The following is a 23,484-nucleotide window of genomic DNA, read 5'->3' as shown; positions in this document are numbered from 1 at the left end:
TCCTCATCGAGTTGCGATGAGAACTTGTTATAGAGGTTGTGAAGAGAACGTGTGTCAGTTTTGCGCAAAATTAGGGAGGCGACAACTGATTTCGCGAGATGGAGGTAACGCCCCGGGTACGCCCAGTATGGTTTCGGCACCCAACCGCCGGCACGGATTGCCAGCTATGAACGGCCGTCAGCCTCCCCGCTAAATATGCGGGGAGGCGGAGCAGTGAGACGATACTGCGACCCTGACGGGACTCGAACCCGCGACCTCCGCCGTGACAGGGCGGCGCGCTAACCAACTGCGCCACAGGGCCTTGCAAATCACTAGGCCACCGGGCCTTGCAACGTCGTAGACGCTATCACGGGCCCGGTGGTAACGGGAAATCAGCTGGTCAGACGATCAGCGGCCGCAGTGATTCGTTCGTCGGTGGCGGTAAGGGCAATGCGCACATGCTGATTGCCGCGCGGGCCGTAGAACTCGCCGGGGGCCGCCAGGATGCCGCGCTCGGCCAGCCAATCCAGGGTCGTGCGGCATTCCTCGCCGCGCGTCGACCACAGGTACAGACCCGCCTCCGAGTCGTCGATCCGGAATCCCGCGCGCTGCAGGGCATCTCGCAGCACGACCCGCCGCGCTCGGTAGCGATCCCTTTGCTGAACCTCGTGCGCGTCATCGCCGAGGGCCGCGGTCATGGCCGCCTGGATCGGGAAGGGCAGCATCATGCCGGAGTGCTTGCGCACCTCCAGCAGCTCCGCCACGAGCGCCGGATCACCGGTCACGAAACCGGCCCGGTAACTGGCCAGATTCGAGGTCTTGGACAGTGAGTGGATGGCGAGCAGGCCGGTGTGGTCGCCGTCGCTGACCTCGGGGTCGAGGATCGACACCGCGCGGCCCTCCCAGGCCAGCCCCAGGTAGCACTCGTCCGAGGCGACGATGGCCCCGCGCTCGCGGGCGAACTGCACCACCTTGCGCAGGTGGTCGACGCCCAGCACCTTGCCGGTCGGATTCGACGGCGAGTTGAGGAAGATCAGCGCGGGCCGCTCCGGGCCGAGCTGCGTGGTGCCGTCGGCGCGCACATAGCGAGCCCCGGCGAGCAGCGCGCCCACCTCGTAGGTCGGGTAGGCGACCTCGGGGATGACGACCAGATCCTGCGATCCCAGGCCGAGCAGCCGCGGCAGCCCGGCGATGAGCTCCTTGGTGCCGATGGCCGGCAGCACCGCGGCCGGGTCCACCCCCGTGATCCCGAATCGCCGCTTCAGCGCCGCGACAACGGCTTCGCGCAATTCGGGCGTACCGTGCGTGGTCGGGTAGCCCGGCACCTCCGCCACCGACGAGAGTGCCGTGCGGATCAGCGGATCCACCGGATCGACCGGCGTCCCGACCGAGAGGTCGACGATGCCGTCCGGATGCGACGCCGCCTTCGCCTTCACGGAAGCGATGGTGTCCCAGGGGAAATCGGGTAGCAGAGCGCTGACCCGGCCACGCGCGGTCAAATGCTCGTCCTACTCGCTGGCCATCGGCGGCAGCGCGGCGATGAACGGCGGGTCGTAGTCGACCTTGCCGACCTTGGTGGCGCCACCCGGCGAACCCAGGTCGTCGAAGAAGTCGACATTGGCGTTGACGTAACCGGCCCACTGATCCGGGGTGTCGTCTTCGTAGAAGATGGCTTCCACCGGGCAGACCGGTTCACATGCACCACAGTCCACGCACTCGTCCGGTTGGATGTACAGCATGCGGCCACCCTCGTAGATGCAGTCCACGGGGCATTCCTCGATGCACGCCTTGTCCTTCACGTCAACGCACGGTTCAGCGATGATGTACGGCACTGCCGCTCTCCTAGTCTGTCCTCACATGCGGGATACTCCGCCCGGCAAAACCCTATCCCGGCCAGCCAACATTACTACTGCACAGCCTGCCCTAACTTCCGCCCTCCGCAAACGGTGAGCGGCTCTCAGCCGTCCGCCAGCGTCACGGAGAGGCGGGCGAGCGAGCGGGTCCGTGGCACACCGTAGGTGGTGGTGCGCTGCCGGACCGGGCGGCCGATACCCGACGCGATCTGCGTCAGTTCCTCGACCGTCTTGGCTGATCCATGTTCGGAACCGGCCATGCGGGAGATGGTTTCCTCCATCAGCGTGCCGCCGAGGTCGTTGGCGCCGCCGTTCAACATGAGCCGGGTTCCGGTGATACCAAGTTTGACCCAGCTGGTCTGAATATTCTCGATCCGGCCGTGCAGCATGATCCGCGCCAGGGCATGCGCGGCCCGATTCTCCCGCACGGTCGGGCCGGGCCGGGAGGCGCCCGCGAGGTAGAGCGGGGCGCTCTGGTGCACGAACGGCAGCAGCACGAATTCGGTGAAACCACCCGTCTCGTCCTGGATTCCGCGCAGCACGCGCAGGTGTCCCACCCAGTGCTTCGGATTGTCCACGTGGCCGTACATCATGGTCGCGCTGGAGCGCAGGCCCAGCCGGTGCGCGGTGGTGACCACATCCACCCAGGCCGAGGCGGGCAGCTTGCCCTTGGTCAGCACCCAGCGCACCTCGTCGTCCAGGATCTCGGCGGCGGTGCCCGGAATGCTGTCCAGCCCGGCCTCTTTCAGCGCCGACAGCCAGTCGTGCACCGACTGGCCGCTGCGGGACGCACCATTGACGATCTCCATCGGGCTGAACGCGTGTACGTGCATCCCGGGGACGCGAGCCTTGATGGCGCGCACCAGATCCGCGTAGCCGGTGACCGGCAGCTCGGGATCGATGCCGCCCTGCATGCAGATCTCGGTCGCACCCTCGACCCAGGCTTCCCAGGCGCGGTCGGCGACCTCGGCCGGGCTCAGGGTGAAGGCATCGGCATCGCCCTTGCGCTGCGCGAACGCGCAGAAGCGGCAGCCGGTGTAGCAGATATTGGTGAAGTTGATGTTCCGGTTGACGATGTAGGTGACGTCGTCGCCCACGGCATCGCGGCGCAGCTGGTCGGCCAGCGCGGTCACGGCCTCCAGGGCCGGGCCGTCGGCGGTGGCCAGGGCCAGGTACTGGTCGTCGGTCAGGCCCGCGGGGTCCTGCTCGGCGGCGCGCAGGGCGGCCATCACGTCGGCGTCGATGCGCTCCGGGGCGGAACCGGCCAGCTCGAGCACCTGCTCGCGGATGCTCTCCCAGTCACCGAACGCACCTAGCGAATCATCGGCAATCCCCGCGTCGCTGCGGGATTCGGTCAGCCGGCCCTCGGCGTCGATGGCGGTGTGCAGGTCGATGCGGCCGGCCGATTCCCAATCCTGGTCGGGCTCCTGCCAGGGCAGGCCGGACGGCTTCACGTCGGCGGCCAGGCCGGTCTTCGGATCCATCAGTGCCGCAACATGTCCGGAAATCCGCGGATCGATCCACGGATGGCCCGCCAGCACATACTTCGGGTGGGCGGTGATGCGCTCGGTGAGGACATAGCCGCAGTCGGCGGTGATCTGCGCGAGGGTCTCCAGATTCGGCCACGGCCGTTCCGGATTCACATGGTCGGGGGTGAGCGGCGAGACCCCGCCCCAGTCGTCGATACCCGCCGCCAGCAGTGCCCGGCATTCTTCCAGCGACACCAGATTCGGCGGCGCCTGGATGCGCATCTTCGGCCCCATCAGCAGCCGGGTCACGGCGATGGCGGCCCGGAACTCCTCCATCCCGGCATCCGGGCTGTGGCGCATGGCGGTGTTCTGCTTGGCCAGGAAGTTCTGCACGATGACTTCCTGCACGTGCCCGAAAGCCTTGTGCACCTTGCGAATCGCGAGAATCGACTCGGCGCGCTCGACCACGGTCTCGCCGATGCCCACCAGGATGCCGGTGGTGAACGGCACCGACAGGCGTCCGGCGTCGGTGAGCGCGCGCAGCCGCACCGCCGGGTCCTTGTCCGGCGAACCGTAGTGCGCCTGACCCGGTTCGGTGAACAGCCGCGTCGAGGTGGTCTCCAGCATCATGCCCATGGACGGCGACACCGGCTTCAGCCGCGACAGCTCCTCCCAGCTCATCACGCCCGGATTCAGATGCGGCAGCAGGCCGGTCTCCTCCAGCACGCGAATCGCCATGGCGCGCACATAATCCAGGGTGGAGTCGTAGCCGCGCTCGTCGAGCCACTGCCGCGCCTCGGGCCAGCGCTCCTCCGGGCGGTCACCCAGGGTGAAAAGCGCTTCCTTGCAACCGAGTTCGGCACCCTGCCGGGCGACCTCGAGAATTTCGTCCGGCTCCATGTACATGCCCTTGCCCTGCGCGCGCAGCTTGCCGGGCACGGTGACGAAGGTGCAGTAGTGGCAGCGGTCGCGACACAGATGCGTGATCGGGATGAACACCTTGCGGGAGTAGGTGATCGGCAGCACCTCATCCGCGTAGCCGGATTCCCGCAGCCCGGCATCGCGCACCCGCGCGGCGGACGCGCACAGCTCCTCCAGATCGGCGCCGCGCGCGTGCAACAGCACCACGGCCTCGTCGAGATTCAGGGTCGCACCGTCCCGGGCCCGGCGCAGCGCACGGCGCATCGCGGAATCAGTGGGCACAGCGGAATCGGCGGGCACGGCAATATCGGTGGCCACAGCGGAACCGTCGGGTATGGCGGAACCCGTGGGCGCGGCCGAACTGCTGGTGCGCCTCGGCGGCAGGCTCGGGTTCGGTAGATCCGTCACGGTCTCGATCATGCGCCATCCATCCGGCTGTTCCGACTCGGGTGCCATGGAACGAGCCAACCTGCCGCCCACGTCCGGTATTCCGAGTTGATTATTCGTATCCTCGAGTTCATCTATTCAAATCTCGGTTCCGATGAAATAGCCTCGCGGGCGTCCACTTCGCAGAAGAAGAGGGAGACCTTCGTGCTCGCGAAAATCCGCCGCGCCGCTGTCGTCGCCGGCCTGGGCGCCACTGCCCTGCTGACCATCGCCACCGGCACCGCCGCCGCATTCGGACCGATGCCGCCCCCCAATCCGTACCTGGGACCGGTGGGCACCGCGACCATGCACGGCGACGCCGAGGCCTCCGACACCACGCCACTGCCCGGCGTCGGCACCGGCGGCGTCAACGCGGACTTCCACGAGGAGGGCGCGGCCTGCCCGACGATCCTGCAGGGCGCGGACGGCTTCCCGCAGGCGCTGTGCACGAAGATCACCGATCGCGCGCCGGAAGTGCTGCTGCTGGACCCGAACAACGGCAACACCCTCGCACACCTCGACCTGACCAAGGGCAGCCTGCTCGGCGGGGTCTACGCCTACCTGGACAACCACGACCAGATGGTCACCGTGGACGGCTCGGGCAGCCTGCTGCGGATCGGGCACCAGCGCGGCTCCGATGGCTCCTGGGCACTGTCGATCGCCTCCAAAACCGATGTGACACAGGCGGTCACCGGACACTGCGGCGGCGGCACCTGTGACGCGGTCAGTTCGGTGTCCCCCGACTACCAGGGCCGGGTGTGGTTCGCCACCGACAGCGCCGCGGCGGGATTCGTCGACACCGACGGCACCGCGCATTCGATCGTGCTCGCGCCCGGCGAGAACGTGGCCAACAGCATCGCCACCGCGCCCCAGGGCATGGCCGTGGCCACCGACCACGCGCTGTACCTGCTGAACGTGGACGGCAGCGGCAACCCGCAGATCGTGTGGCGGCAGGCCTACGACCGCGGTCCGGCCCGCAAGCCCGGCCAATTGAGCTGGGGCACCGGCGCGACGCCGACCTTCTTCGGCCCCGGCGCCGGCACCGAATACCTGGCCATCACCGACAACGCGGCCACCAAGGAGAACCTGCTCGTCTTCGACACCGCCACCGGCCGGCCGGTGTGCTCGGTCCCCGCCATCGACGGCACCGAGAACTCCCCCATCGGCTCGGGTAACAGCGTGTTCGTGGCCAGCACCTACGGCTACCCCTACCCGGCGCTGCCGCCCAACGCCGGCACCAGTCAGCCCGCGAGCGCACCGATTTCGGGCGGCATGACCCGCATCGATGTCACCGGCTCCGGCTGCACCGTGGTCTGGACCAACACCGTGCCCTCCTCGGCGGTGCCGCGACTGTCGGTGGCGGACGGCAAGATCTACACCTTCACCCGGCACTCCCTGCTCGGCAGCGGCAGCGGCGCACTCGGCAGTGGCAGCAGCAGCGGCAGCAGTGGCCTGGGCAGCGGCAGTGCGGGGGTGACCGACAACTACAGCTTCGCGGTGATCGACGCCAATACCGGCAAGGTCGACACCGAGCAGTTCGTCGGCGCGACCACCGTGAACGACACCCTGGAAATGGTCGGCACCATCGCTCCCGGCCGTATCCAATACCAGGGCACCACGACGGGCCTGTTCCGTATTACGCCCAAGTAGCGAACCCACGCCGCGGCGGAAAAACCGAGCGTCCGGTCCTCTCCAATAACGACCGCCTCCGTGCCCGGATTCATGCAAGCATGGGCAGCATGTCCCAGCCCCTCGCTCCCGGCGGCATCCTGGCCGACCCGTCGCGGCGTCCCAGCCCACGCGCCAAACTGCTGTGGGCGCTGAGCGCCGCGCTGTCGTGGGTGGTGCCGATCCTCGGAGTGGGGGTCTGGGCGCTGTTCGACACACACCGGCGCGGCCTGCAGGCACTGGTGTTCGGAATCGTGCTGCTGGCAGCGATATTCAGCATCGTGGCCATCCCGCTGTGGCGCTACGCCGTGCACCGCTGGGAGATCACCGACGAGGCCGTCTACACCCGGACCGGCTGGTTCACCCAGGAGAGCCGGGTCGCGCCCATTACCCGCGTGCAGACCGTGGACACCTACCGCGGACCGCTGGAACGGCTGCTCGGACTGGCCACCGTCACCGTCACCACCGCCTCCTCGGCCGGGGCCGTGCACATCAGCGCGCTCGCCCTGGCCGACGCGCGCGACACCGTCGCCCAGCTCACCGCCATCGCCGCACAGCACCGGGGGGACGCCACATGACCCAGCCGCCACCGCCAGATCCGGACGTGTTCCCGGATTCCTATCCGACGGAAGTACTTTCACCGATCACCGGGGGGTCGGGGCCGGGGACGCCCCTCGGCCCGGACGCCGAGAACTGGCAGCGGCTCGACAAGCGCATGCTGCTGGTCCACCCGGTCACCGAGCTCATCCGCTTCATCCCGGTGCTGATCGCCACGCTGGTGGCGGGTGCGAGCCGGGACAATCCCGGGTGGAGCCTGGCCGTGGTGGCGATCATCGTCGGCTTCGCGCTCACCCGCTGGTTCACCACCACCTATCGCATCACCCCCGACAATGTGGAGCTGCGCACCGGACTGATCCAGCGCAAACGACTGTCGGTGCCACGCAACCGGGTCCGATCCGTCGATGTGCAGGCCGACCTGCTACACCGGGTGCTCGGACTGGCGGTGCTGTCCATCGGTACCGGGCAGCACGCGGAGAAGCGGGAACAGTTCAAACTGGACTCGCTGGATGCCAAACTGGTGCCGGAACTGCGGCTCGCACTGCTGGCACACACTCGGGCGAACACGGAATCCGTTGATGCCCAAACGGTTACGACCAAGGGGGAAGCACCGGATGCGACGCCCGGCCACCCCGTCGTGGAAATCGCTCACTGGCAACCGGATTGGGTGCGGTACGCGCCACTCTCGTTGACCGGCTTCGCAATCGTCGCGCCGGTCGTCGGTCTGGCCTTCCAGTACGGGTTCGCCCAGCTCTTCCTGAGATCCGGCACGGTCCAGGATGTCGGGCACCGCAGCGCGACCGTCATCGCGGGGGTGATCGCGCTGCTCTTCGTGATCCTGGTCGTGGTAGTCAGCCTCGCCGCCTGCGCACGCTACCTGATGACCTGGTTCGGCCTGAAGGTACTGGACGACGGCAAGACCCTGACCGTGCGGCACGGGCTGTTCACCACCCGCCAGACCACCCTCGACCTGGCCCGCCTGCGCGGCGCGACCGTCAACGAGCCCCTGCTACTGCGCCTGGCCGGAGCCGCCGAACTCGAAGCCATCATGACCGGCACCAGCCCGCGGCAGAAGATCCTGCCGCAGGCTCCCCGCGCCGCCGTGCACCGCACCCTCGCCCATCTGCTGGGCACCTCCACCGTTGCGGCCGAAGCCACCCTGCCGGTACCGCCACTGGTGACCGTGCCGCTGGTCCCCCACGGCCCGGCCGCCCACCGCCGCCGGTACACCCGCACCCTGAGTCCGCTCGCGGCCATCGCGGCGCTGCTGCTCATCTTTTCCCTTGCGGGCGGCCACATCCCGCTCTGGATGTGGATCACACTCGCCATCGCCACGCCCATCGCGGCCGCCCTCGCCTGGGACCGCTACCGCGGCCTCGGCCACGCCGTGCTGCCCGCCGCCGACGGCAAACCGGCCTGGCTCATCACCCGCAGCGGCTGCCTGGACCGCGACCGCGACTGCCTGGAGGCCCCCGGCGTCATCGGCTGGACCGTCCGCCAGACCCTCTTCCAGCGTCGCGCGGGCGTGGCCACGATCGTGGCCGCCTCCGCCGCGGGCAAGAAGCGTTACCGCGTCATCGACCTGCCGATCGACCAGGCGTGGTCCCTGATCGACGCGGTCACCCCCGGACAGCTGGGCACCCCCGCCGGACGGTGACCGAACGGCTCGGCGGTGGATCGAATGCTCCACCGCCGAGCCGGAATTCAGCACGATCAGCCGAGCACCGGGTAGTTCGAGCGAATCACGTTCTGCGGGTCTCGCTCACGCTTGATCGTGCGCAGGCGGTCCAGGGTCGCCGCGTCGAAGGCCGCGGCGGCCGACTCCCCGGGGGCCAGGAAGGTGAAAGGCTTCTTGCCCGTCACCAGCGCGCCGAACTCGGCGACCAGCGCATTTGTCTTGGCGTGCACCGCCTCTCGCAGGTGGGGCAGACCGAGGCCGAGGGTGGAGACGAGGTAGCGGTCGGCGAGCGCACCGCGCGCACCCGCGGCCGGACGGGCCAGCGCGCCGCCCAGATGGCGGACCTGAAGGCTGACCAGCGGTGCGAGGGATTCGCCGAGAATGATCTTCTCCGCCGCCGGGGACAGGTCGTCGAGCAGCTCGCCGCGGGTGATGGCCGGGCTGGGATCGACCGGCTCCTGGGTGATGTCGCCGAGGTCGGCCACCGACCGGGCGGCCCGCGTGTCGGTGAGCGCGCCGCCGATCCGGTCCAGCGCGGACACCAGGGTCCGGCCCTGCTCCGGATCGCCCAGATAGGCGAGGTCCACGCCGACCATCTCCGGCGCCTGCGGGAACTGGAAGCGGTTGAACCACACCGACAACTCATCGGGGGCGCGAGAAGTCAACTCGCGGAAGGCTTCCCACACCTCGGGCAGCCGATCGGCGGTCCAGGTGATGCGGCCGCCGTACAGCCCCGGCGCCGGGAAGAGCTCGAACTCGAGGCCCGTCACCACGGCGAAATCGCCACCGCCACCGGACAATGCCCAGAACAGGTCCGGATCACTGTCCGCGGTCACCTGGGCCAGGCGGCCCTCGGCGTCCACGATCTCGAAGGCGCGCACCGCATTCGACGCCCAGCCGTGCTTGCGGCCGAACCAGCTCTTGCCGCCGCCCAGCGTGTACCCCGTCACGCCGACCACCGGATTGCTGCCGACGAGCCCGGTCAGACCGGCCGCGGCCGCGGCCGCCTGCACCTGCCCCCACCGCACGCCCGCACCGACCCGGGCCACCCGCGCGGCCGGATCGATCTCGAGCCGGTTCAGCGCGCCGGTCCGCAGCAGGATCGCGGTGTCGACGCCGCCCGCCGCGCCGTGCCCGGTCGGCTGGGGCACCACCGGACGGCCCACGGCACCCGCATAGCGGACCACGGCCGCCGCATCCGCGGCGTCGGCGACCTCGGCGACCGCCGCCACCGGCTGCGTCACGGCCAGGCTCCACGGCCGCGCGGCCTGCTCGAAGTCCGCGTCACCGGACTCCAGGACGCGGCCCCGGACAGCATTGCGGAGTTCGTCGAATCCCATCGTCTTCCCTCGTTCCTGATCGTGATTGCGATTCCCGAGGGGGACGAGACAGGGCGCCGAAGTGTGACAGCGCGGCGAAAAAGTCGAAAAACCGCAGGACGGTCCGGTCAGCCGCCGGTCCGGGCCAGGCGGACGGTCGCCCGGTAGTAGAGGTACATGCCCGCGGGCAGCAGGCCGCAGATGAGCAGCAGCATGGTCGGCCAGTCACCCATGAGCAGGGCGTACCCGCTGGGACTGAAACCCGCGCAGATCAGGAAACCCAGGACCCACACCAGGATCGGCAGGGCCATCACCCCGATCCGCTTGGTGATCACACCCATGCCCATCACCAGCAGCACGTTCACCACCGCGGCGGCCAGGGCCGTCAGCGGCACCGCGATCGCGCCGTCGGTCATGCTCGAGGCCAGAGTGCCCGCGGCCAGCACCGGCGTCGGCTCCGGGATGTGGGCCCGGCCAGCGTAGATCGGCAGGAACAGCACCTCGAACCCGAGCGTGATCACAGCGTCGGCCAGCAGCAGCGTGCCGATCAACGCGGACAGCACCGCGCGTACCGGTCCCGCCGGCATCACCGCATCGCCCGTCCGGGCACCGACGGCCGCCGTCACGGCACCGGCGGGAATCCGAGCAGCGTCAGCAGCTGACTCTGCATGTCCACGAAGCCGTAGAGCACCGAGAGGTACAGCTCGTGCTGCCACTCGAAGTAGGGGCGCTGGCTCTCGACGAACGCCGCGATCGCGTTCTGCAGGTCCCAGTTGTACATAGCCTCAGTCTCTCATTCCAGGCCACCGAGAAGATCATGTTCGCGGCCGTCGGGGCCCAGCGGGCCGCGCTCGCCACGCACCAGAATGTAATGCTCCTCCGGCAGCACCGGCTGGGCGACATCGTTCGACAGCGCGAACTCCCGGCCCGAGGGAGCCACCGTCACCTGGGTCGCGTGCGCCCGCAGGGCCGCGCGCTTGGCCGCCAGCACATCCGAGACATCCACCGTGGTGGTCACGGATTCCGCTGGCACACAGGCCAATTCGCCCGCGTGCGGCAGCCGCCAGCCGCGCGGCAGCGCACCCGGCAACTGATCCACCGTGCGGCGCTTCAACGACTCGGTGTGCATCGCCAGCACGGCGCGGTCGGTGACCGTCCAGTACACCTTCGGGACCGTCCAGCCCCAGTCCGCGGCGGCGTCGACGGCCGCCATGGTGATCTGGTGCGCGCGAACGTGATCCGGATGCCCGTAGCCGCCGCGCGGGTCGTAGCCGATCACCACGCGCGGGCGCAGCTCCAGAATCACCTGCACCAGAGCGTCGGTCGCCGCGGTGCCGGAGTTCACGAACGCGCGGGGATTGCGCGCCGACGGCGTCCCGGCCATGCCGGAATCCCGCCAGCGGCCCGCGCCGCCCAGGAAATGCGGCACCCCGGCATCCAATTCGGCCAGCGCCCTGGTCAATTCGAGAATGCGGTAACCACCCAGCTGATCGGCCTGCCCGGCCACCAGATGCGCGTAATCGTCGCCGATGACCTCGCCCTCTTCGCCGAGCGTGCAGGTCACCACGGTGACCGGGACGCCGCGCTTGCGATAGTGGGCGATGGTGCCGCCGGTGGTGATGGACTCGTCGTCCGGATGCGCGTGCACCAGCAGCAGACCGTGCCGGGAAGCATCGAGAAGATTCACGGCAGCCTCCGCCAGTTGGCGGCATCACCGAAGATGCCGGTCTGAATGGCGCCGCTCAGCGAGGCCCCGTCCACCCGCGGGCCCGCCGCGGCGACCTGGGTGTCCTGCACGATGGGCAGCACCGTCGCCAGCTCCCACAGCTTGGGCTCGGTCTCGCCGATCACCTTGCCCACATCGATGCCGCGCAAGGCCGCGTCGATGGCGGGCTGCAGGGTCGGATCGCAGACGCCGGGCACATTCGACGGGGACTTCTTCGCCCCGTCCGCGACGGTGGTGTCGGCGGTGTCACCGGGCGGCGCCACCGGCGTGCACCCGTACCGCGACGCCAGCACCGTGGCCGGATCCTCACCGGTGCGTTCCCAGCCGACCACGGCGTCGACCCCGACGTCGGTCAGCTCCTTGCCGTACAGCTGCGAGGCCGTGACACTGCGCACGACGACATCGATTCCGGCACTGCGCAATTGGTCGGCGGCGGTATTGGCCACCGCCAGCGTGGTGGTGTCGCCGTCCACCGCGCCGATCCGCACCGTCAGCGATTTACCGTTCTTGGCCAGCGACCGCGGCTGCGGGGCGGGCGAGGTCGCCGACTGCGTGGCCGGCGTCTCCGCGGCCCGCGCGAATCCGGCCTCGGCCAGCAGCCCGAACGCCTCCTCCTGGCTCAGGCGCGGCGGCTGGGTCGCGACATAACCCGGATCCGAGGGCGAAAGCACTTGCGCCCGAGCCGGTTCCACCCAGCTACCGGTCTGCGCGCCGACCGTGGCCAGCAGCACCGGATCCAGTAGCGCCAGCACCGCGCGCCGCACCCGGACATCGGCCAAGTCGCCGCTGCGGCCGTTGAGCGCCAGCTGCATCTCCCGCGACTGCGGCATGGTGGCCGTGCGCACCGACGGAATCGCCGCCAGCTGCGCCTGCAACGCCACACCGCCGTGCACCAGCGCCATCTGTGCGTCCCCGACCCGCAGCGACTCCGCCACCTGCGCGGGAGTTCCGCCGCGCCGCAACAGAATCTGATCCGGCACCGCGGGCTGACCCCAGTACCGGTCATTGCGTTCCAGCAGGATCTCCTCGCGGCCGCGGTCGGCCTGCTTGATCCGGAACTGGCCGCCGGAGATCCGGATGGTGTCGATCAACCCCTGCTCGAAACCCGAGTCCTTGACCAGATGCTGGGGCAGCAGATCCGAGAACAGCTGCCGCCAGGCGGGATACGGCTGCGTCATGGTGACCGTCACCGTCTTGCCGCCCGCCGACGAACTGACATCCGAGATCAGCCGATAGCCCGCGGGATCCACCGTGCCCGGCTGCGTGATCATCTGCTGCCAGAGGTATTTGAAATCCTCGGCCGCGATGGGCGCGCCGTCGGACCAGGACGCCTCGTTCTTGAGCTGGTAGGTGATGGTGAACGGCTCCTGCGCCGTCACATCCGCCGACACCATGAGCGCCGGATCCAGTATCCAGTCCGTGCCGCCGGGCACCCCCGGCGTCGGACCGGGCCGGAACGGGCTCGGCAACACCATCGACGCGACCGCCGCCGTCGCCGGCGACTGCTGCGACCGCAGATGCGGATTGAACCCGATCCCGATGTCGTCGACCGCGACCACGACGGAGTTCTTCCCCGGCTTGGCCGGCTGCGTCTTCGGACTGTCGGTGGATTCGATGGGCGGTGGCGGATTCGCGGTGCATCCGGTCGCGACCGCCAACAGGGTCGCCACCATCAACAGCACCGCGCGCCACGATGCGCGCATCCGGGCCCCCGTTCTCACGTTCGGCACTCTACTGGATCCGCTCTGTCCAATTTGCCCTCCGCTTCGCTCCGGGCGGGCTCGCGGCCCTGGAGGTCTCGTTCTTCCCTCCCTGCGCCCCCCGCTTCGCTCCTCCGCTCCGCTCAGTCCAGAACGAGACGGGCCTCGAACCCCTCAGCGCTGCCCAGCGGCCGAATCCTAGGGCGTAATCCGACTCGCCCACGCGCCGAACTCGGTCGGGCGTGGGCGGGTCTGGTTGTATCTGGGTCGGTCTTCTACTGGGCGGCCCGGTCGCGAGCCTTGCGGCGGGAGATCTCACGCTGACGGTCGTTGGCGTTCAGGATGACCTTGCGCACGCGCACGATCTCCGGGGTCACCTCGACGCACTCGTCGTCGGTGCAGAACTCCATCGCGCTCTCGAGATCCAGCTGCAGCGGCTTGGCCAGGGTCTCGAGCACGTCACCGGTGGCGGACCGCATATTGGTCAGCTTCTTCTCGCGGGTGACGTTGATGTCGAGGTCCTCGGCGCGCGGGTTGATGCCGACCACGTGGCCCTCGTAGGTGTCGGCGCCCGGCTCCACGAAGAACTGGCCACGGTCGGCCAGCTGGATCATGGCGAACGGGGTGACCGAACCATTGCGGTCGGAGACCAGCGAACCGGTGTGGCGGGCGCGGATCTCACCGGCCCACGGCGCGTAGCCGTCGAACACGGCGTTGGCGATACCGGTGCCGCGGGTCTCGGTGAGGAAGTCGGTGCGGAAACCGATCAGGCCACGCGACGGGACGATGAACTCCATGCGCACCCACCCGGCCGAGTGGTTGCTCATCTGGACCATCTTGCCCTTGCGGGCGGCCAGCAGCTGGGTGACGGCGCCCAGGTACTCGTCCGGGCAGTCGATGGTCAGCTCTTCGAAGGGCTCGTGCACCTTGCCGTCGACGGTCTTGGTGACCACCTGCGGCTTGCCGACGGTCAGCTCGAAGCCCTCGCGGCGCATCTGCTCGACCAGGATGGCCAGCGCGAGCTCACCACGGCCCTGCACCTCCCAGGCGTCCGGGCGGCCGATGTCGAGCACCCGCAGCGACACGTTGCCGACCAGCTCCTGGTCCAGGCGCGACTTCACCATGCGGGCGGTCAGCTTGTGGCCCTGCACCCGGCCGACCAGCGGCGAGGTGTTGGTGCCGATGGTCACCGAGATGGCCGGCTCGTCGACGGTGATGCGCGGCAGCGCGACCGGGTTGTCGACGTCGGCGAGGGTGTCGCCGATCATGATGTCCGGAATGCCCGCGATGGCGACGATGTCACCGGCCACGGCCTCCTCGCCGGGCTGACGCTCGACGCCGATGGTCTTGAGCAGCTCGGTGATCTTGACGGTCTTGACGCCATCACCGTGCATCCACGCGACGTTCTGGCCCTTCTTCAGGGTGCCGTTGTGGATGCGCACCAGGCCGATTCGGCCCAGGAACGGAGAGGCGTCGAGGTTGGTGACGTGCGCCTGCAGGGTGGCCTTCGGATCGCCTTTGGGGGCGGGAACGTACTTCATGAGGACCTCGAACAGCTCGTCGAGGTTCTCCGCGGCGGGCACCTGGCCATTGTCGGGGCGGCTGGTGGACGCCACACCCGCGCGGCCGGAGGCGTAGAGCACCGGCAGGTCGAGGGCCAGCTCGGCGGCCTCGGAGGCCTCGTCGTCGAGGTCGGAGGCCAGGTCCAGCAGCAGGTCGTGGGATTCCTCGACGACCTCCTCGATGCGGGCGTCCGGGCGGTCGGTCTTGTTGACCACCAGGATCACCGGCAGCGAGGCCGCGAGGGCCTTGCGCAGCACGAAGCGGGTCTGCGGCAGCGGACCCTCGGACGCGTCGACGAGCAGCACGACGCCGTCCACCATGGACAGGCCGCGCTCCACCTCACCACCGAAGTCGGCGTGGCCGGGGGTGTCGATGACATTGATGACGGTGACCGATCCGTCGGCGTTATGCCGGTGAACAGCGGTGTTCTTGGCGAGAATGGTGATGCCCTTCTCGCGCTCGAGGTCACCGGAGTCCATCACTCGGTCGACGAGTTCGGCACGTTCGGCGAACGCACCGGATTGCCGGAGCATGGCGTCGACCAGTGTTGTCTTGCCGTGGTCGACGTGCGCCACGATGGCGACGTTGCGGAACTCGACAGACGACACGTTTGATTCCTCCTGGTGAAAAAGTCTGTTGCCGACCCGGATGGGTCTCATGCGTGGGGCTGCCTACGACGAGACATGGCGAACTCCACCGGGCATGCGGCGAGCTACAGACTACCGGGCGCACTAGGTCACATGGTCAATGGGCAGAGGTTAGGTTAAGCTAACCAACCATGGGCAAGGTGAAGGCCAAACACATTTCCGGTCTGAAGCCGAAGAAGAAATGCTGCCGCAAGAAGACGCGATGCCTGAAATGCCCTGTTGTGATTATGCGGATGAAGAAGGCCGAAGCCGCAGGCTGCCGCGGCAAGGAACTCGAGAAGTGCCTGAAACTCGCGCGGGCGGCCTGAATCCGGAGTACACCGGAGTCATGAGTCCTGCGCTGCTCTCCGACGACGACATCGCCAAGGCCCTCACCGAACTGCCCGAATGGACCCGTGAGGGCAACAGCATCACGCGCACCATCCAGGCCCCCTCGTTCATGGCCGGCATCGAACTGGTGCGCCGGGTGGCGGCCGCGGCCGAGGCCGCCGACCACCATCCCGATATCGATATCCGCTGGCGGCGGGTCACTTTCACGCTGTCCACCCACTCCGCGGGCGGTCTCACGAAACGCGATATGGCTCTCGCTCACGAGATCGATCAACTGCACGCTCAGAGCTGAGCCGCCCGGCCCGGATCATCCACGCATAGAGGGCCAGCACCCCGATCGCGTTCGCCGCGCCCAGCCAGGCCAGATAACCCGGACGCGAGATATCCCACATCGACTGCTGCAGGGTTCCCAGCATCCAGGGCACCCCGATCACTGTCGTGAACAGCCAGTATGCGGCCATGAGGCGCGCGCCGGCGGCCTCGCGCAGCGGACCGTGGAGCAGCCACAGAATCAGCGGGATCAGGCAGACCCAGTGATGTGACCAGGAGATCGGCGACGCCATCAAACCGAACAGCTGCACGATGATCAGCGCGCCCAGCCGGTCGTCGGAACGCAGTGCGCGCCAGGCGAAGAACGCGAGCACGGCCGTCACCAGCACGGATGTCTTCCACAGCAGCCCGGACCCGATGTCGTGGCCGGCCAGGCGGCTGAGCGCCCCGCGCAGCGACTGATTGATCACCGAACCGACCGGCCCGATGCGGCCCGGGTCGCCGACCAGTTCCCCGAAGTACCTCCTGGTCTCCCCCGGCGTGAGCAGGAAGGTCAGGCCAATGGTCCCGGCGAAGGCCACCGCCGACCAGATCACCGCGAGCCACTGCCGGCGGGCCACGAAATACAGTCCGGTCACCGCCGGGGTCAGCTTGACCCCGGCACCCAGGCCGATCAACGCACCCGACACCCACCACCGGGCACTGCGCGCCGCAAGCATGGCGAGCAGCACCAGGAACACATTGACCTGGCCGTAGTCGAGGGTGGACCGCACCGGTTCCAGCCACATGCCGCCCGCGGTCCACGCCACCGCGGTGGTGCGCCAGGACCGTTCGTGCATGGCCTCCCGGCCCACCATCATCTCCAGCGAGATCCACACGATGCCGAACAGCGCCGCAGCCGTGGCCAGCAACCAGCCGACGGCCACCACGTCGAAGGGCAGGAAATGCAGCGGGTACAGGACGAGCGCCGCGAACGGTGGATATGTGAACGGCAGCGGAAATTGTGGTGACCGACTGGAATCGGTCCAGTCGTAGAGGTTCCCGCGGAACAGATTCGCGGCCCCTTCGACATAGACGTGCAGGTCCACGAGGATCAGATTGCTGGGCCAGAACAGCGCCCACAGCAGGCGGACCAGCACCGAGATGCCGAGGGCAGCGGCAGCCAGGCGGAAACGTCGATTCACAACACGGACTTTCGATCGGGTGGGTCACCGACCGGAATTCACGGCTGGCGAGCACGCCTTTTCGGCGCTCGATGAGCGTAGCCGGACCAACGACCGTCCCGCGCACCCCAAATATTAAGGGCACCACCGACATTCGAGGCGCCCGAGATATTCGGGGCGCGGATCTCGCGCTGAAAATCTCACCTCACCGGTCGGACAGCTCTTGCTCACGAGATCGATCGACCGGATGCCCGGGGCTGAGCCGGCCCGCCCGGATGATCCAGACATAGAGCGCCAGCACGCCGAGCACGTCCACCGCGCCCAGCCAGGACAGGATGCCCGGACGCGAGATGGTCCAGATCGAATCCTGGAAGAAGCCCAGCACCCAGGGCACGCCGATCAGCGTCACCACCAGCCAATAGCCGGCCAGCACCCGGGCGCCCGCCGCCTGCCGCAGCGGGCCGTAGCACAGCCACAGGATGACCGGCAGGAGCCAGATCCAGTGGTGCGACCAGGAGATCGGCGACACCATCAACCCGAACAGCTGCACGATGATCAGCGTGCCCAGTCGATCGCCGGAATCCAGTGCGCGCCAGGCGAAGAACGCGAGCACGGCCGTCACCAGCGCAGCCGCGATCCACACCGGCCCGGACACCACGTCGTGACCGAGCAGCCGGCTGAGCGCGCCGCGCAGCGACTGATTGGTCGCCGACCCGACCGGCCCGACGCGATGCGCATCGCCGAGTAATTCGCGGAAGTACTTGTTGGTCTCGCCGGGGGCGAACAGATAGGTCAGCAGAATGGTCCCGAAGAAGACCACCGCCGACCAGATCGCCGTGAACCAGCGTTTGCGGGCCGCGAAATACAGCCCGGTGACGGCCGGGGTCAGCTTGATGCCGGCGGCCACGCCGACCAGCGTGCCCGACACCCACCAGCGCGCGCTGCGGACCGCGATCATGGCGAGCAGCACCAGGAACACATTGACCTGGCCATAGTCGAAGGTCGAGCGCACCGGCTCCAGCCACATGCCGACCGCCGTCCACGACACCGCGGCGGTGCGCCAGGACCGTTCACGCATGGCCTCGCGGCCGACCATCATCTCCAGCGCCAACCACACCACGCCGAACAGCGCCGCCACCGTGGCGAGCAGCCATCCGATGGCTACCACGCCGAAGGGCAGGAAATGCAGCGGATAGAACACCAGCGCCGCGAACGGCGGATAGGTGAACGGCAGCGGAAAGTCCGGCGTCTTACTGGAATCGGTGTAGTCGTAGAGATTCCCCCCGAACAGATTCGCGGAGCCGTCCACATAGACGTGCAGGTCCACGAAGTTCATGCCATTGGGCAGGAACAGGACCCACACGAGACGGGCCAGCACCGAAATACCCAGTGCCGCGGCGGCCATGTGGAAGTGTCGATTCACGGCACTGTCTTTCAGCTCGGGCGGGTCACCGGCCGAGTGCACGGCTGGCGAATGCGGCTTGCGGGCCTCGCGAATGCGGCGTTGCGGTGGCCCCGGCAAGCGTAGTCGCCCAGCAGAATGTTCCGTGCAGCGCGGACCCTTCGCTATAACATTTGCATCACCGACCCCATCTGCAACAGGCACTGTGGTCGTCCGTTCGATAGCGTCAGCTGATCGAGTTCGCCAAGATCACACCGCGGCTGTACAACACGGCAGCCCGGTCCCTAGAGTGGCGCGGAGCGATGGCTCCATCGCTGCTAGATGTCCCTGAAGGTAAGGACGGCTACACCAGTGCTTCGCACCCGAGGATCGCGGTTCGCAATGTCCGCATTGGCCCTGGCGGCCTGCGCCACCGTCGCCGTGCCGACGGCCTACGCGAACCCCGCGCCGGCACCCAGGAGCGCGTCGATTCCGATGATCCCCGAAGGGGTTCCGGTCGACGCGCTGGCCTCGCTGGTCCCCGCCATCATCGGCGCGGCCACCGGTCCCGCCGATATCGCGGACGCGGGCCCCAAGAACGCCATTCTCGCCCAGGCCAAGCAGCTGCTGGAGGCCAGCAACCTGCCGCCGCAGGTGAAGACCACGCTGCTCGCCGTCATCACGTTCCTCGACGGCAGTGGCGGCGGCGGCCCGGACATCCCGAAGGACGGCCCGGTCATCTCGCAGTTCCTGTGGCCGACCATCGGCAAGGGCTGCATCTCCCCCACCGCCGACTCGGTGGGCACCGCGCTGGCCGTCGGCGGTCCGGCGCAGCTGCCCCCGCCCGGACCGGCGCAGGGCCAGGCCGGTTTCGTGTTCACCGCGCTGGGCACCAAGCAGCCCACCGATGTGCAGCCCGCCCCGATGACGGTGCAGTGGCTGAACCTCGACACGCGCGCCACGGCCACCCAGAACCTGACCAATGACGCGCACATCAACCCGGACGGCCCGGCCACCCTGTCGGCCATCGCCAACACCGGTTCCGGTCGCGTGGTCGCCATCGTCTCGGGTTCGCTGACGACTCAGGCCGATCCGGAGTCGCAGCCGATCACCTGCTCGTTCCTGCCGACCATCGGATTCTTCACCGTCGCCTAGCGGACACCCCGAGGTAGCCGAGAATTTCGCCCCCGTTCTCCTCCGCAACTATGCGGAAGGGACGGGGGCGAAATCGTTTGCACGGCCGGTTCCCTGTGGTAGACCGACATCTATGGCCGCTGTGACCAACCCCGTACGGGGACTGCATTCGCGCCGGTCGATCCTCTCGATTCGTTCCGAGGGATCGATCCTGTCGATCGGCTCGGCCTATTCGATCCTGTCCATCGGCAGCGTGGGCTCGGTGCTGTCGATCGGGTCGGTGGGCTCCTTCGGCTCTCTCATCTCCTCGGCTTCCTTCGGCAGCCTCGGCTCCGCCTTCTCGGCGCTGTCCCGCTGGTCCCTGTTCTCCTGGAACGGGAACGGTGAGGTCTTCGCCGACGGCAGCGGCGAGGACGAACACACCGACCCCCACCTCATGCTCCGGGTCGTCCCCGAGGAGCCGGACCTGGCGACCGACCCGACCTGCCACTGCCAGACCTAACGGGTTTCCTTCAGCATCGTGTGCCGCTGCCGAAGGCAGCGGCACACGAGAGCCAGGAGAGTCGGGTTACCACCATTGGCCGTACTGCGGGGCGAGTACGGCGTTGACGTCCACGGAGACGCCGTCGACCTCGCGCTTGTCGATCTCGAACTGGTGCAGGGTGGCGGCGGGGTGGACGTAGCCCTTCGGGGTGCCCCAATTGTGTTGCCAGAAGAAGGAACACAGGCCCGCGTCGCGAATGTTGTCGATGGTCGGCGAGTTCGCGTAGACGCCGGTGCGGTCGTGCCCGATGACGGTCTCCCAGCCGCGCAGGTACGGCTCGATGAACTGCTCGAAATCGTCGTCGCCGGGGTTGTCGTCGATGGAGGCGTAGATGGGCGCGGTGTCGGGCCCGCCCGCGGCCCTGTGCAGGATCAATCCCCGTGCGGCGTGCTGCAATCCGGCCGCGTAACCGCCGCGCCAGTCGGCGGTCGGGCCCTTGCCGAACTGGTAGCAGGAGACCACCGACAGGCCCGCGGCGCGCAGGGCGTCGACCTCGCGGGCGAGCAGCGGTTTGCCCGCCATCCATTCGGCGCCGGGCCGCCGGTCGGAAACGTAGCGGATGACGCCGATATGGCCGTCGTCGCTGATGGATTGGGCGGAGGGGACGCCGCCGGCGTAGTCGAGGAGGGTGCCGAGCTGTTGCCTGGCTGCCGCAGTGGCGGGTGGCAGGGTCAGTCCGGCGGTGATTCCGGCGGCGAGAGCCGTGGCGCCGGAGAGGAAGTTCCGTCGATTGACATGGGCAGGACGCATCACGGGCTCCTTCGCACACACTCGCTGGTCGAACATTCCAGTCGTGACGATGGGGAGACGGTGTCTCACCGGTGACCGGTGGAACTACTTGCGGCGTGCCCGGCGCACCTTCCCCGATGAAAACAAGATCATCCGTGCGCCGGGAGCCCTGAACGTGCCCTCATTTCACCATATTCACATTGGAATCGCCAGGCTCATCGAGCACATCGGCACCATATGTCACATCGGGGTGAAACCGGGCAACGACCGGCCGATGGCTAACCAACAGCTATCGAATTGCCGAGGCCGGGGACCTCAGACGCGCGTCGAGTCCAGCCGAGCGCCCACATCGATGGTCCGGCGCGACACGTCGGCCACCTCGGCGCGCACGACCTTCGCCACCTGGGCAGCGATCTGCTTGCGCATGCCGGCCAGCTTGCCCAGCGCGGCCGCCCGCCAGCCCTCGGCGGTCATCTCCAGATCGATGTCGCGGGCGCGCGGCGGCACCGCGTCGATGACGATCAGCAACGGCTCGGCGGCACGCGCGGTCAGGGCCACGGGCACCTGTACCTCGGCCCGATAACGGTTGGTCTTGAGCACGTCCACGGAGATGTCCAGGCTCACCGGAATGGTGAGGTCGAAGCGCACCAGCGCCGGATCGTGGGAGTTCGCGTGCGCCTCCGCCGCCGCGGCCGCGGCGGCCGCCGATTCGGCTGCGGCATGGGGCAATTCGGCGATCCGCGGCTCGGGCACGGGCGTGACGGTGACCGGACCGGCGGCGGCGACCCTCGGTAGTCGCACACTGCCCTGCACCCAGACCTCGGCCTTGTTGCCCGGGCCGGTGCGCAACGGGCCGACCTCGATGGGCTTGCCCGCCATCGATTCCACCACCTGGCGCACCCGTTCCGCGGTCACGATGCGCGCGAAGAACCGGCGGCCGAATTCGTCGTAGCCGATCCACTCGTGGGTGGGCCGCCCGCGGTAGGCCGAGCGGGTGCCGTCCATGATGGCCTGCACGTCGAAGGTGCGGCCGCGCTGCGAATCCGGGTCGGCCAGAATGCCATTGATGCGATTGGCGACCTCGCGCTGTACCAGTTTGGCGATGGGGTCCAGCAGCAGTTCCCAGGCGGTGCCGATGGCCTGCGCGCGCATGACGAAGCTGACGTCGCGCCCGGTGACCGGGGGAATGTCGACGACGATGAGCAGCGGATCGGCGGTGCGGGCGTGCATGGAGAGGTCGATCTCCACCACCGCCTCCAGCCGCAGCCGCTGCCCGCCGAGGGTGACGTCGACCCGCAGTTTCACCGGGAGCATGACGTCGAAGTGCACGTGCGGCCCGCGCCGGATGACGGTGGGTTTGCCGATGCTGCCCTTGGCCACGAAGCGGGCGAGCCCGGCGGGCCCGATTCCGAAGGGGCCGATGGTGATTCCGCGCCCGGCCACGCTGGAGACCGCCGACTCGATCCGGGTTTCCGTCACCGCCGCCGCCACGAAACGCTCGCCGAATTCGGCGTAATCGATCCAGGTCGGTTGGTCGGACGACGTCATCAGCTACTTTCGTCGGGCGGGGACCCCTGTCCTGCCGATGAGGGGGCAGCAGGACAGGGATCAATCGACGACGCTGCCGGGCGCCGCCGAAACCCATCGTAAGCGGAAGGCGCGCTCAGTAGTACACCCCGCCCCGCGTGTTTCCAGAATGTGGAATCAGCGTGTTCCCAATCGTCCGAAGCCGACCAGCCCTGAGGTGCCGGACGGGCGGAATTTGTGGATGGCGACACCGCCGGATTCACCGGCCTCATTGCCGCCCACCGTGGTGATGGTATCCGAATCCGCGGCGATAACGATATTCGTGTGCTGATGGAACACACTGGAATCCGAGTACATCACCACATCGCCGACCCGCGGTAGATATCCGTTGTTCGCCTGCTCGAAACGATGCTGTCCCCGGTAGTACTCCTCCAGGGTGTACACGCCGGGAATCCGCCAGGATCCGGAATTCGGATTGCTCAACGGTTGTCCGGCCGCGCGCATCACCCAGCTGACGAAGTCTGCGCACCAGGGTTCGGCAATGCCCTCGGAGTATTTGTCCCTACCGCTCTGTTCGTCGAATTGCTGTCGCAGAACATCGACCACCTGCGCCTGCCCGGGACTCAACCCGGCGGAGTCGACCTGCGGAAAGTCGTGCAGCAGACGCCCGTCCATCTCCCGCGGGCCGTAGGACTCCTCGTGCCGGTGCTGCTGCCACCACCGCACGCCGAGCACTCCCCCGGCACTCAGCGCCGAAATCACCACCAGCGCAACGGTGCTCACCACCAGCCAGCGCCGCCGTCTGCGCTGCGGGCGCTCGAGCTCGACTGTCATTCGGTCCTCCCCGTTCCGGCCGGCCGTCGGCCTCATCAGTAAGGACGTTCCACCCGGCCGCGGAG

General features: G+C 68.3%; 21 protein-coding genes and 1 tRNA gene. 7 read left to right on the top strand and 15 right to left on the bottom strand.

Annotated features, from left to right (window positions below):
• Positions 1-227: 227 nt before the first annotated feature.
• The 4 genes from AB0L60_RS04135 to AB0L60_RS04120 all read right to left on the bottom strand — a co-directional run bounded on the left by AB0L60_RS04135 (position 228) and on the right by AB0L60_RS04120 (position 4,642).
• A tRNA-Asp gene (locus AB0L60_RS04135) sits at positions 228-301 on the bottom strand.
• A gap of 70 nt (positions 302-371) precedes the next feature.
• Positions 372-1,478, bottom strand: coding sequence for a succinyldiaminopimelate transaminase (gene dapC, locus AB0L60_RS04130; RefSeq protein ID WP_364606980.1), 1,107 nt, complete (start codon positions 1,476-1,478; stop codon positions 372-374).
• A 9-nt stretch (positions 1,479-1,487) separates the two neighbouring features.
• Positions 1,488-1,811 (bottom strand): ferredoxin, encoded by a 324-nt coding sequence (gene fdxA, locus AB0L60_RS04125; protein ID WP_040812194.1) that lies wholly within the window; start codon positions 1,809-1,811, stop codon positions 1,488-1,490.
• 125 nt (positions 1,812-1,936) lie between these two features.
• Complete coding sequence (locus tag AB0L60_RS04120) at positions 1,937-4,642, bottom strand: bifunctional FO biosynthesis protein CofGH (protein ID WP_364606976.1); 2,706 nt, start codon at positions 4,640-4,642, stop codon at positions 1,937-1,939.
• 171 nt (positions 4,643-4,813) lie between these two features.
• Between AB0L60_RS04120 and AB0L60_RS04115 the strand changes: the two genes are divergently transcribed.
• The 3 genes from AB0L60_RS04115 (at position 4,814) to AB0L60_RS04105 (ending at position 8,531) form a co-directional block, all read left to right on the top strand.
• A complete protein-coding gene (locus AB0L60_RS04115; protein WP_364606973.1) occupies positions 4,814-6,298 on the top strand; it encodes a hypothetical protein in 1,485 nt (494 codons plus the stop codon).
• 89 nt (positions 6,299-6,387) lie between these two features.
• Positions 6,388-6,894, top strand: a complete 507-nt coding sequence (locus tag AB0L60_RS04110) for a PH domain-containing protein (protein ID WP_364606970.1) — start codon at positions 6,388-6,390, stop codon at positions 6,892-6,894.
• Positions 6,891-8,531, top strand: a complete 1,641-nt coding sequence (locus AB0L60_RS04105; RefSeq protein WP_364606967.1) for a PH domain-containing protein — start codon at positions 6,891-6,893, stop codon at positions 8,529-8,531. Before AB0L60_RS04110 ends, AB0L60_RS04105 begins: the two co-directional genes overlap by 4 nt.
• Before the next feature lie 56 nt (positions 8,532-8,587).
• Here the strand turns inward: AB0L60_RS04105 and AB0L60_RS04100 are convergent, their stop codons facing one another.
• From AB0L60_RS04100 to typA, 6 genes are all read right to left on the bottom strand, one after another.
• Positions 8,588-9,892 carry an FAD-binding oxidoreductase gene (locus AB0L60_RS04100; RefSeq protein WP_364606964.1) on the bottom strand — a complete coding sequence of 435 codons (1,305 nt, stop codon included), beginning with the start codon at positions 9,890-9,892 and terminating at the stop codon, positions 8,588-8,590.
• Between the two features lie 107 nt (positions 9,893-9,999).
• Entirely contained in the window at positions 10,000-10,497 is a 498-nt protein-coding gene (locus AB0L60_RS04095; protein ID WP_364606961.1) for a hypothetical protein, read from the bottom strand.
• Positions 10,494-10,652, bottom strand: a complete 159-nt coding sequence (locus AB0L60_RS04090) for a hypothetical protein (RefSeq protein ID WP_326306468.1) — start codon at positions 10,650-10,652, stop codon at positions 10,494-10,496. Before AB0L60_RS04090 ends, AB0L60_RS04095 begins: the two co-directional genes overlap by 4 nt.
• A 12-nt stretch (positions 10,653-10,664) precedes the next feature.
• A complete protein-coding gene (gene mshB, locus AB0L60_RS04085) occupies positions 10,665-11,558 on the bottom strand; it encodes an N-acetyl-1-D-myo-inositol-2-amino-2-deoxy-alpha-D-glucopyranoside deacetylase (protein WP_364606957.1) in 894 nt (297 codons plus the stop codon).
• Positions 11,555-13,300 carry an ABC transporter family substrate-binding protein gene (locus AB0L60_RS04080; RefSeq protein WP_364608483.1) on the bottom strand — a complete coding sequence of 582 codons (1,746 nt, stop codon included), beginning with the start codon at positions 13,298-13,300 and terminating at the stop codon, positions 11,555-11,557. Before AB0L60_RS04080 ends, mshB begins: the two co-directional genes overlap by 4 nt.
• 272 nt (positions 13,301-13,572) lie before the next feature.
• Positions 13,573-15,468, bottom strand: a complete 1,896-nt coding sequence (gene typA / locus AB0L60_RS04075; protein WP_364606954.1) for a translational GTPase TypA — start codon at positions 15,466-15,468, stop codon at positions 13,573-13,575.
• 170 nt (positions 15,469-15,638) lie between these two features.
• Between typA and AB0L60_RS04070 the strand changes: the two genes are divergently transcribed.
• Both AB0L60_RS04070 and AB0L60_RS04065 read left to right on the top strand, forming a co-directional pair.
• Entirely contained in the window at positions 15,639-15,815 is a 177-nt protein-coding gene (locus AB0L60_RS04070; RefSeq protein ID WP_364606951.1) for a hypothetical protein, read from the top strand.
• A 20-nt stretch (positions 15,816-15,835) separates the two neighbouring features.
• Positions 15,836-16,129 (top strand): 4a-hydroxytetrahydrobiopterin dehydratase, encoded by a 294-nt coding sequence (locus AB0L60_RS04065; protein ID WP_364608480.1) that lies wholly within the window; start codon positions 15,836-15,838, stop codon positions 16,127-16,129.
• Here AB0L60_RS04065 and AB0L60_RS04060 read toward each other — a convergent pair.
• Positions 16,071-17,291 carry a mannosyltransferase gene (locus AB0L60_RS04060; protein WP_364606948.1) on the bottom strand — a complete coding sequence of 407 codons (1,221 nt, stop codon included), beginning with the start codon at positions 17,289-17,291 and terminating at the stop codon, positions 16,071-16,073. The genes AB0L60_RS04065 and AB0L60_RS04060 overlap by 59 nt on opposite strands.
• A gap of 184 nt (positions 17,292-17,475) precedes the next feature.
• Positions 17,476-18,693 carry a mannosyltransferase gene (locus tag AB0L60_RS04055; protein WP_364606945.1) on the bottom strand — a complete coding sequence of 406 codons (1,218 nt, stop codon included), beginning with the start codon at positions 18,691-18,693 and terminating at the stop codon, positions 17,476-17,478.
• A gap of 360 nt (positions 18,694-19,053) precedes the next feature.
• Here AB0L60_RS04055 and AB0L60_RS04050 point away from each other — a divergent pair, with 360 nt between their 5' ends.
• Both AB0L60_RS04050 and AB0L60_RS04045 read left to right on the top strand, forming a co-directional pair.
• Positions 19,054-19,806, top strand: a complete 753-nt coding sequence (locus AB0L60_RS04050; RefSeq protein WP_364606942.1) for a hypothetical protein — start codon at positions 19,054-19,056, stop codon at positions 19,804-19,806.
• A gap of 112 nt (positions 19,807-19,918) precedes the next feature.
• Positions 19,919-20,287, top strand: coding sequence for a hypothetical protein (locus AB0L60_RS04045; RefSeq protein ID WP_364606939.1), 369 nt, complete (start codon positions 19,919-19,921; stop codon positions 20,285-20,287).
• Positions 20,288-20,353: 66 nt separating this feature from the next.
• Here the strand turns inward: AB0L60_RS04045 and AB0L60_RS04040 are convergent, their stop codons facing one another.
• The 3 genes from AB0L60_RS04040 to AB0L60_RS04030 all read right to left on the bottom strand — a co-directional run bounded on the left by AB0L60_RS04040 (position 20,354) and on the right by AB0L60_RS04030 (position 23,419).
• Positions 20,354-21,079, bottom strand: coding sequence for a DUF1906 domain-containing protein (locus AB0L60_RS04040; RefSeq protein WP_364606936.1), 726 nt, complete (start codon positions 21,077-21,079; stop codon positions 20,354-20,356).
• Between the two features lie 294 nt (positions 21,080-21,373).
• Entirely contained in the window at positions 21,374-22,606 is a 1,233-nt protein-coding gene (locus AB0L60_RS04035) for a hypothetical protein (RefSeq protein ID WP_364606933.1), read from the bottom strand.
• A 156-nt stretch (positions 22,607-22,762) separates the two neighbouring features.
• Positions 22,763-23,419, bottom strand: coding sequence for a CHAP domain-containing protein (locus AB0L60_RS04030; protein WP_364606930.1), 657 nt, complete (start codon positions 23,417-23,419; stop codon positions 22,763-22,765).
• Positions 23,420-23,484 lie beyond the last annotated feature (65 nt).

Source organism: Nocardia sp. NPDC051981 (genome assembly GCF_040680715.1).
GTDB lineage: Bacteria > Actinomycetota > Actinomycetes > Mycobacteriales > Mycobacteriaceae > Nocardia.
This window is presented reverse-complemented; position numbering and strand designations above follow the sequence as displayed.

What these genes read in the sequence shown, in the direction of transcription:
- AB0L60_RS04120 (WP_364606976.1), bottom strand. Translation starts at nt 4,642, where the DNA reads ATGATCGAGACCGTGACGGATCTACCGAACCCGAGCCTGCCGCCGAGG.
- AB0L60_RS04110 (WP_364606970.1), top strand. Translation starts at nt 6,388, where the DNA reads ATGTCCCAGCCCCTCGCTCCCGGCGGCATCCTGGCCGACCCGTCGCGG.
- AB0L60_RS04105 (WP_364606967.1), top strand. Translation starts at nt 6,891, where the DNA reads ATGACCCAGCCGCCACCGCCAGATCCGGACGTGTTCCCGGATTCCTAT.
- AB0L60_RS04100 (WP_364606964.1), bottom strand. Translation starts at nt 9,892, where the DNA reads ATGGGATTCGACGAACTCCGCAATGCTGTCCGGGGCCGCGTCCTGGAG.
- AB0L60_RS04090 (WP_326306468.1), bottom strand. Translation starts at nt 10,652, where the DNA reads ATGTACAACTGGGACCTGCAGAACGCGATCGCGGCGTTCGTCGAGAGC.
- AB0L60_RS04080 (WP_364608483.1), bottom strand. Translation starts at nt 13,300, where the DNA reads ATGCGCGCATCGTGGCGCGCGGTGCTGTTGATGGTGGCGACCCTGTTG.
- AB0L60_RS04070 (WP_364606951.1), top strand. Translation starts at nt 15,639, where the DNA reads ATGGGCAAGGTGAAGGCCAAACACATTTCCGGTCTGAAGCCGAAGAAG.
- AB0L60_RS04065 (WP_364608480.1), top strand. Translation starts at nt 15,836, where the DNA reads ATGAGTCCTGCGCTGCTCTCCGACGACGACATCGCCAAGGCCCTCACC.
- AB0L60_RS04050 (WP_364606942.1), top strand. Translation starts at nt 19,054, where the DNA reads ATGTCCGCATTGGCCCTGGCGGCCTGCGCCACCGTCGCCGTGCCGACG.
- AB0L60_RS04045 (WP_364606939.1), top strand. Translation starts at nt 19,919, where the DNA reads ATGGCCGCTGTGACCAACCCCGTACGGGGACTGCATTCGCGCCGGTCG.
- AB0L60_RS04040 (WP_364606936.1), bottom strand. Translation starts at nt 21,079, where the DNA reads ATGCGTCCTGCCCATGTCAATCGACGGAACTTCCTCTCCGGCGCCACG.
- AB0L60_RS04035 (WP_364606933.1), bottom strand. Translation starts at nt 22,606, where the DNA reads ATGACGTCGTCCGACCAACCGACCTGGATCGATTACGCCGAATTCGGC.
- AB0L60_RS04030 (WP_364606930.1), bottom strand. Translation starts at nt 23,419, where the DNA reads ATGACAGTCGAGCTCGAGCGCCCGCAGCGCAGACGGCGGCGCTGGCTG.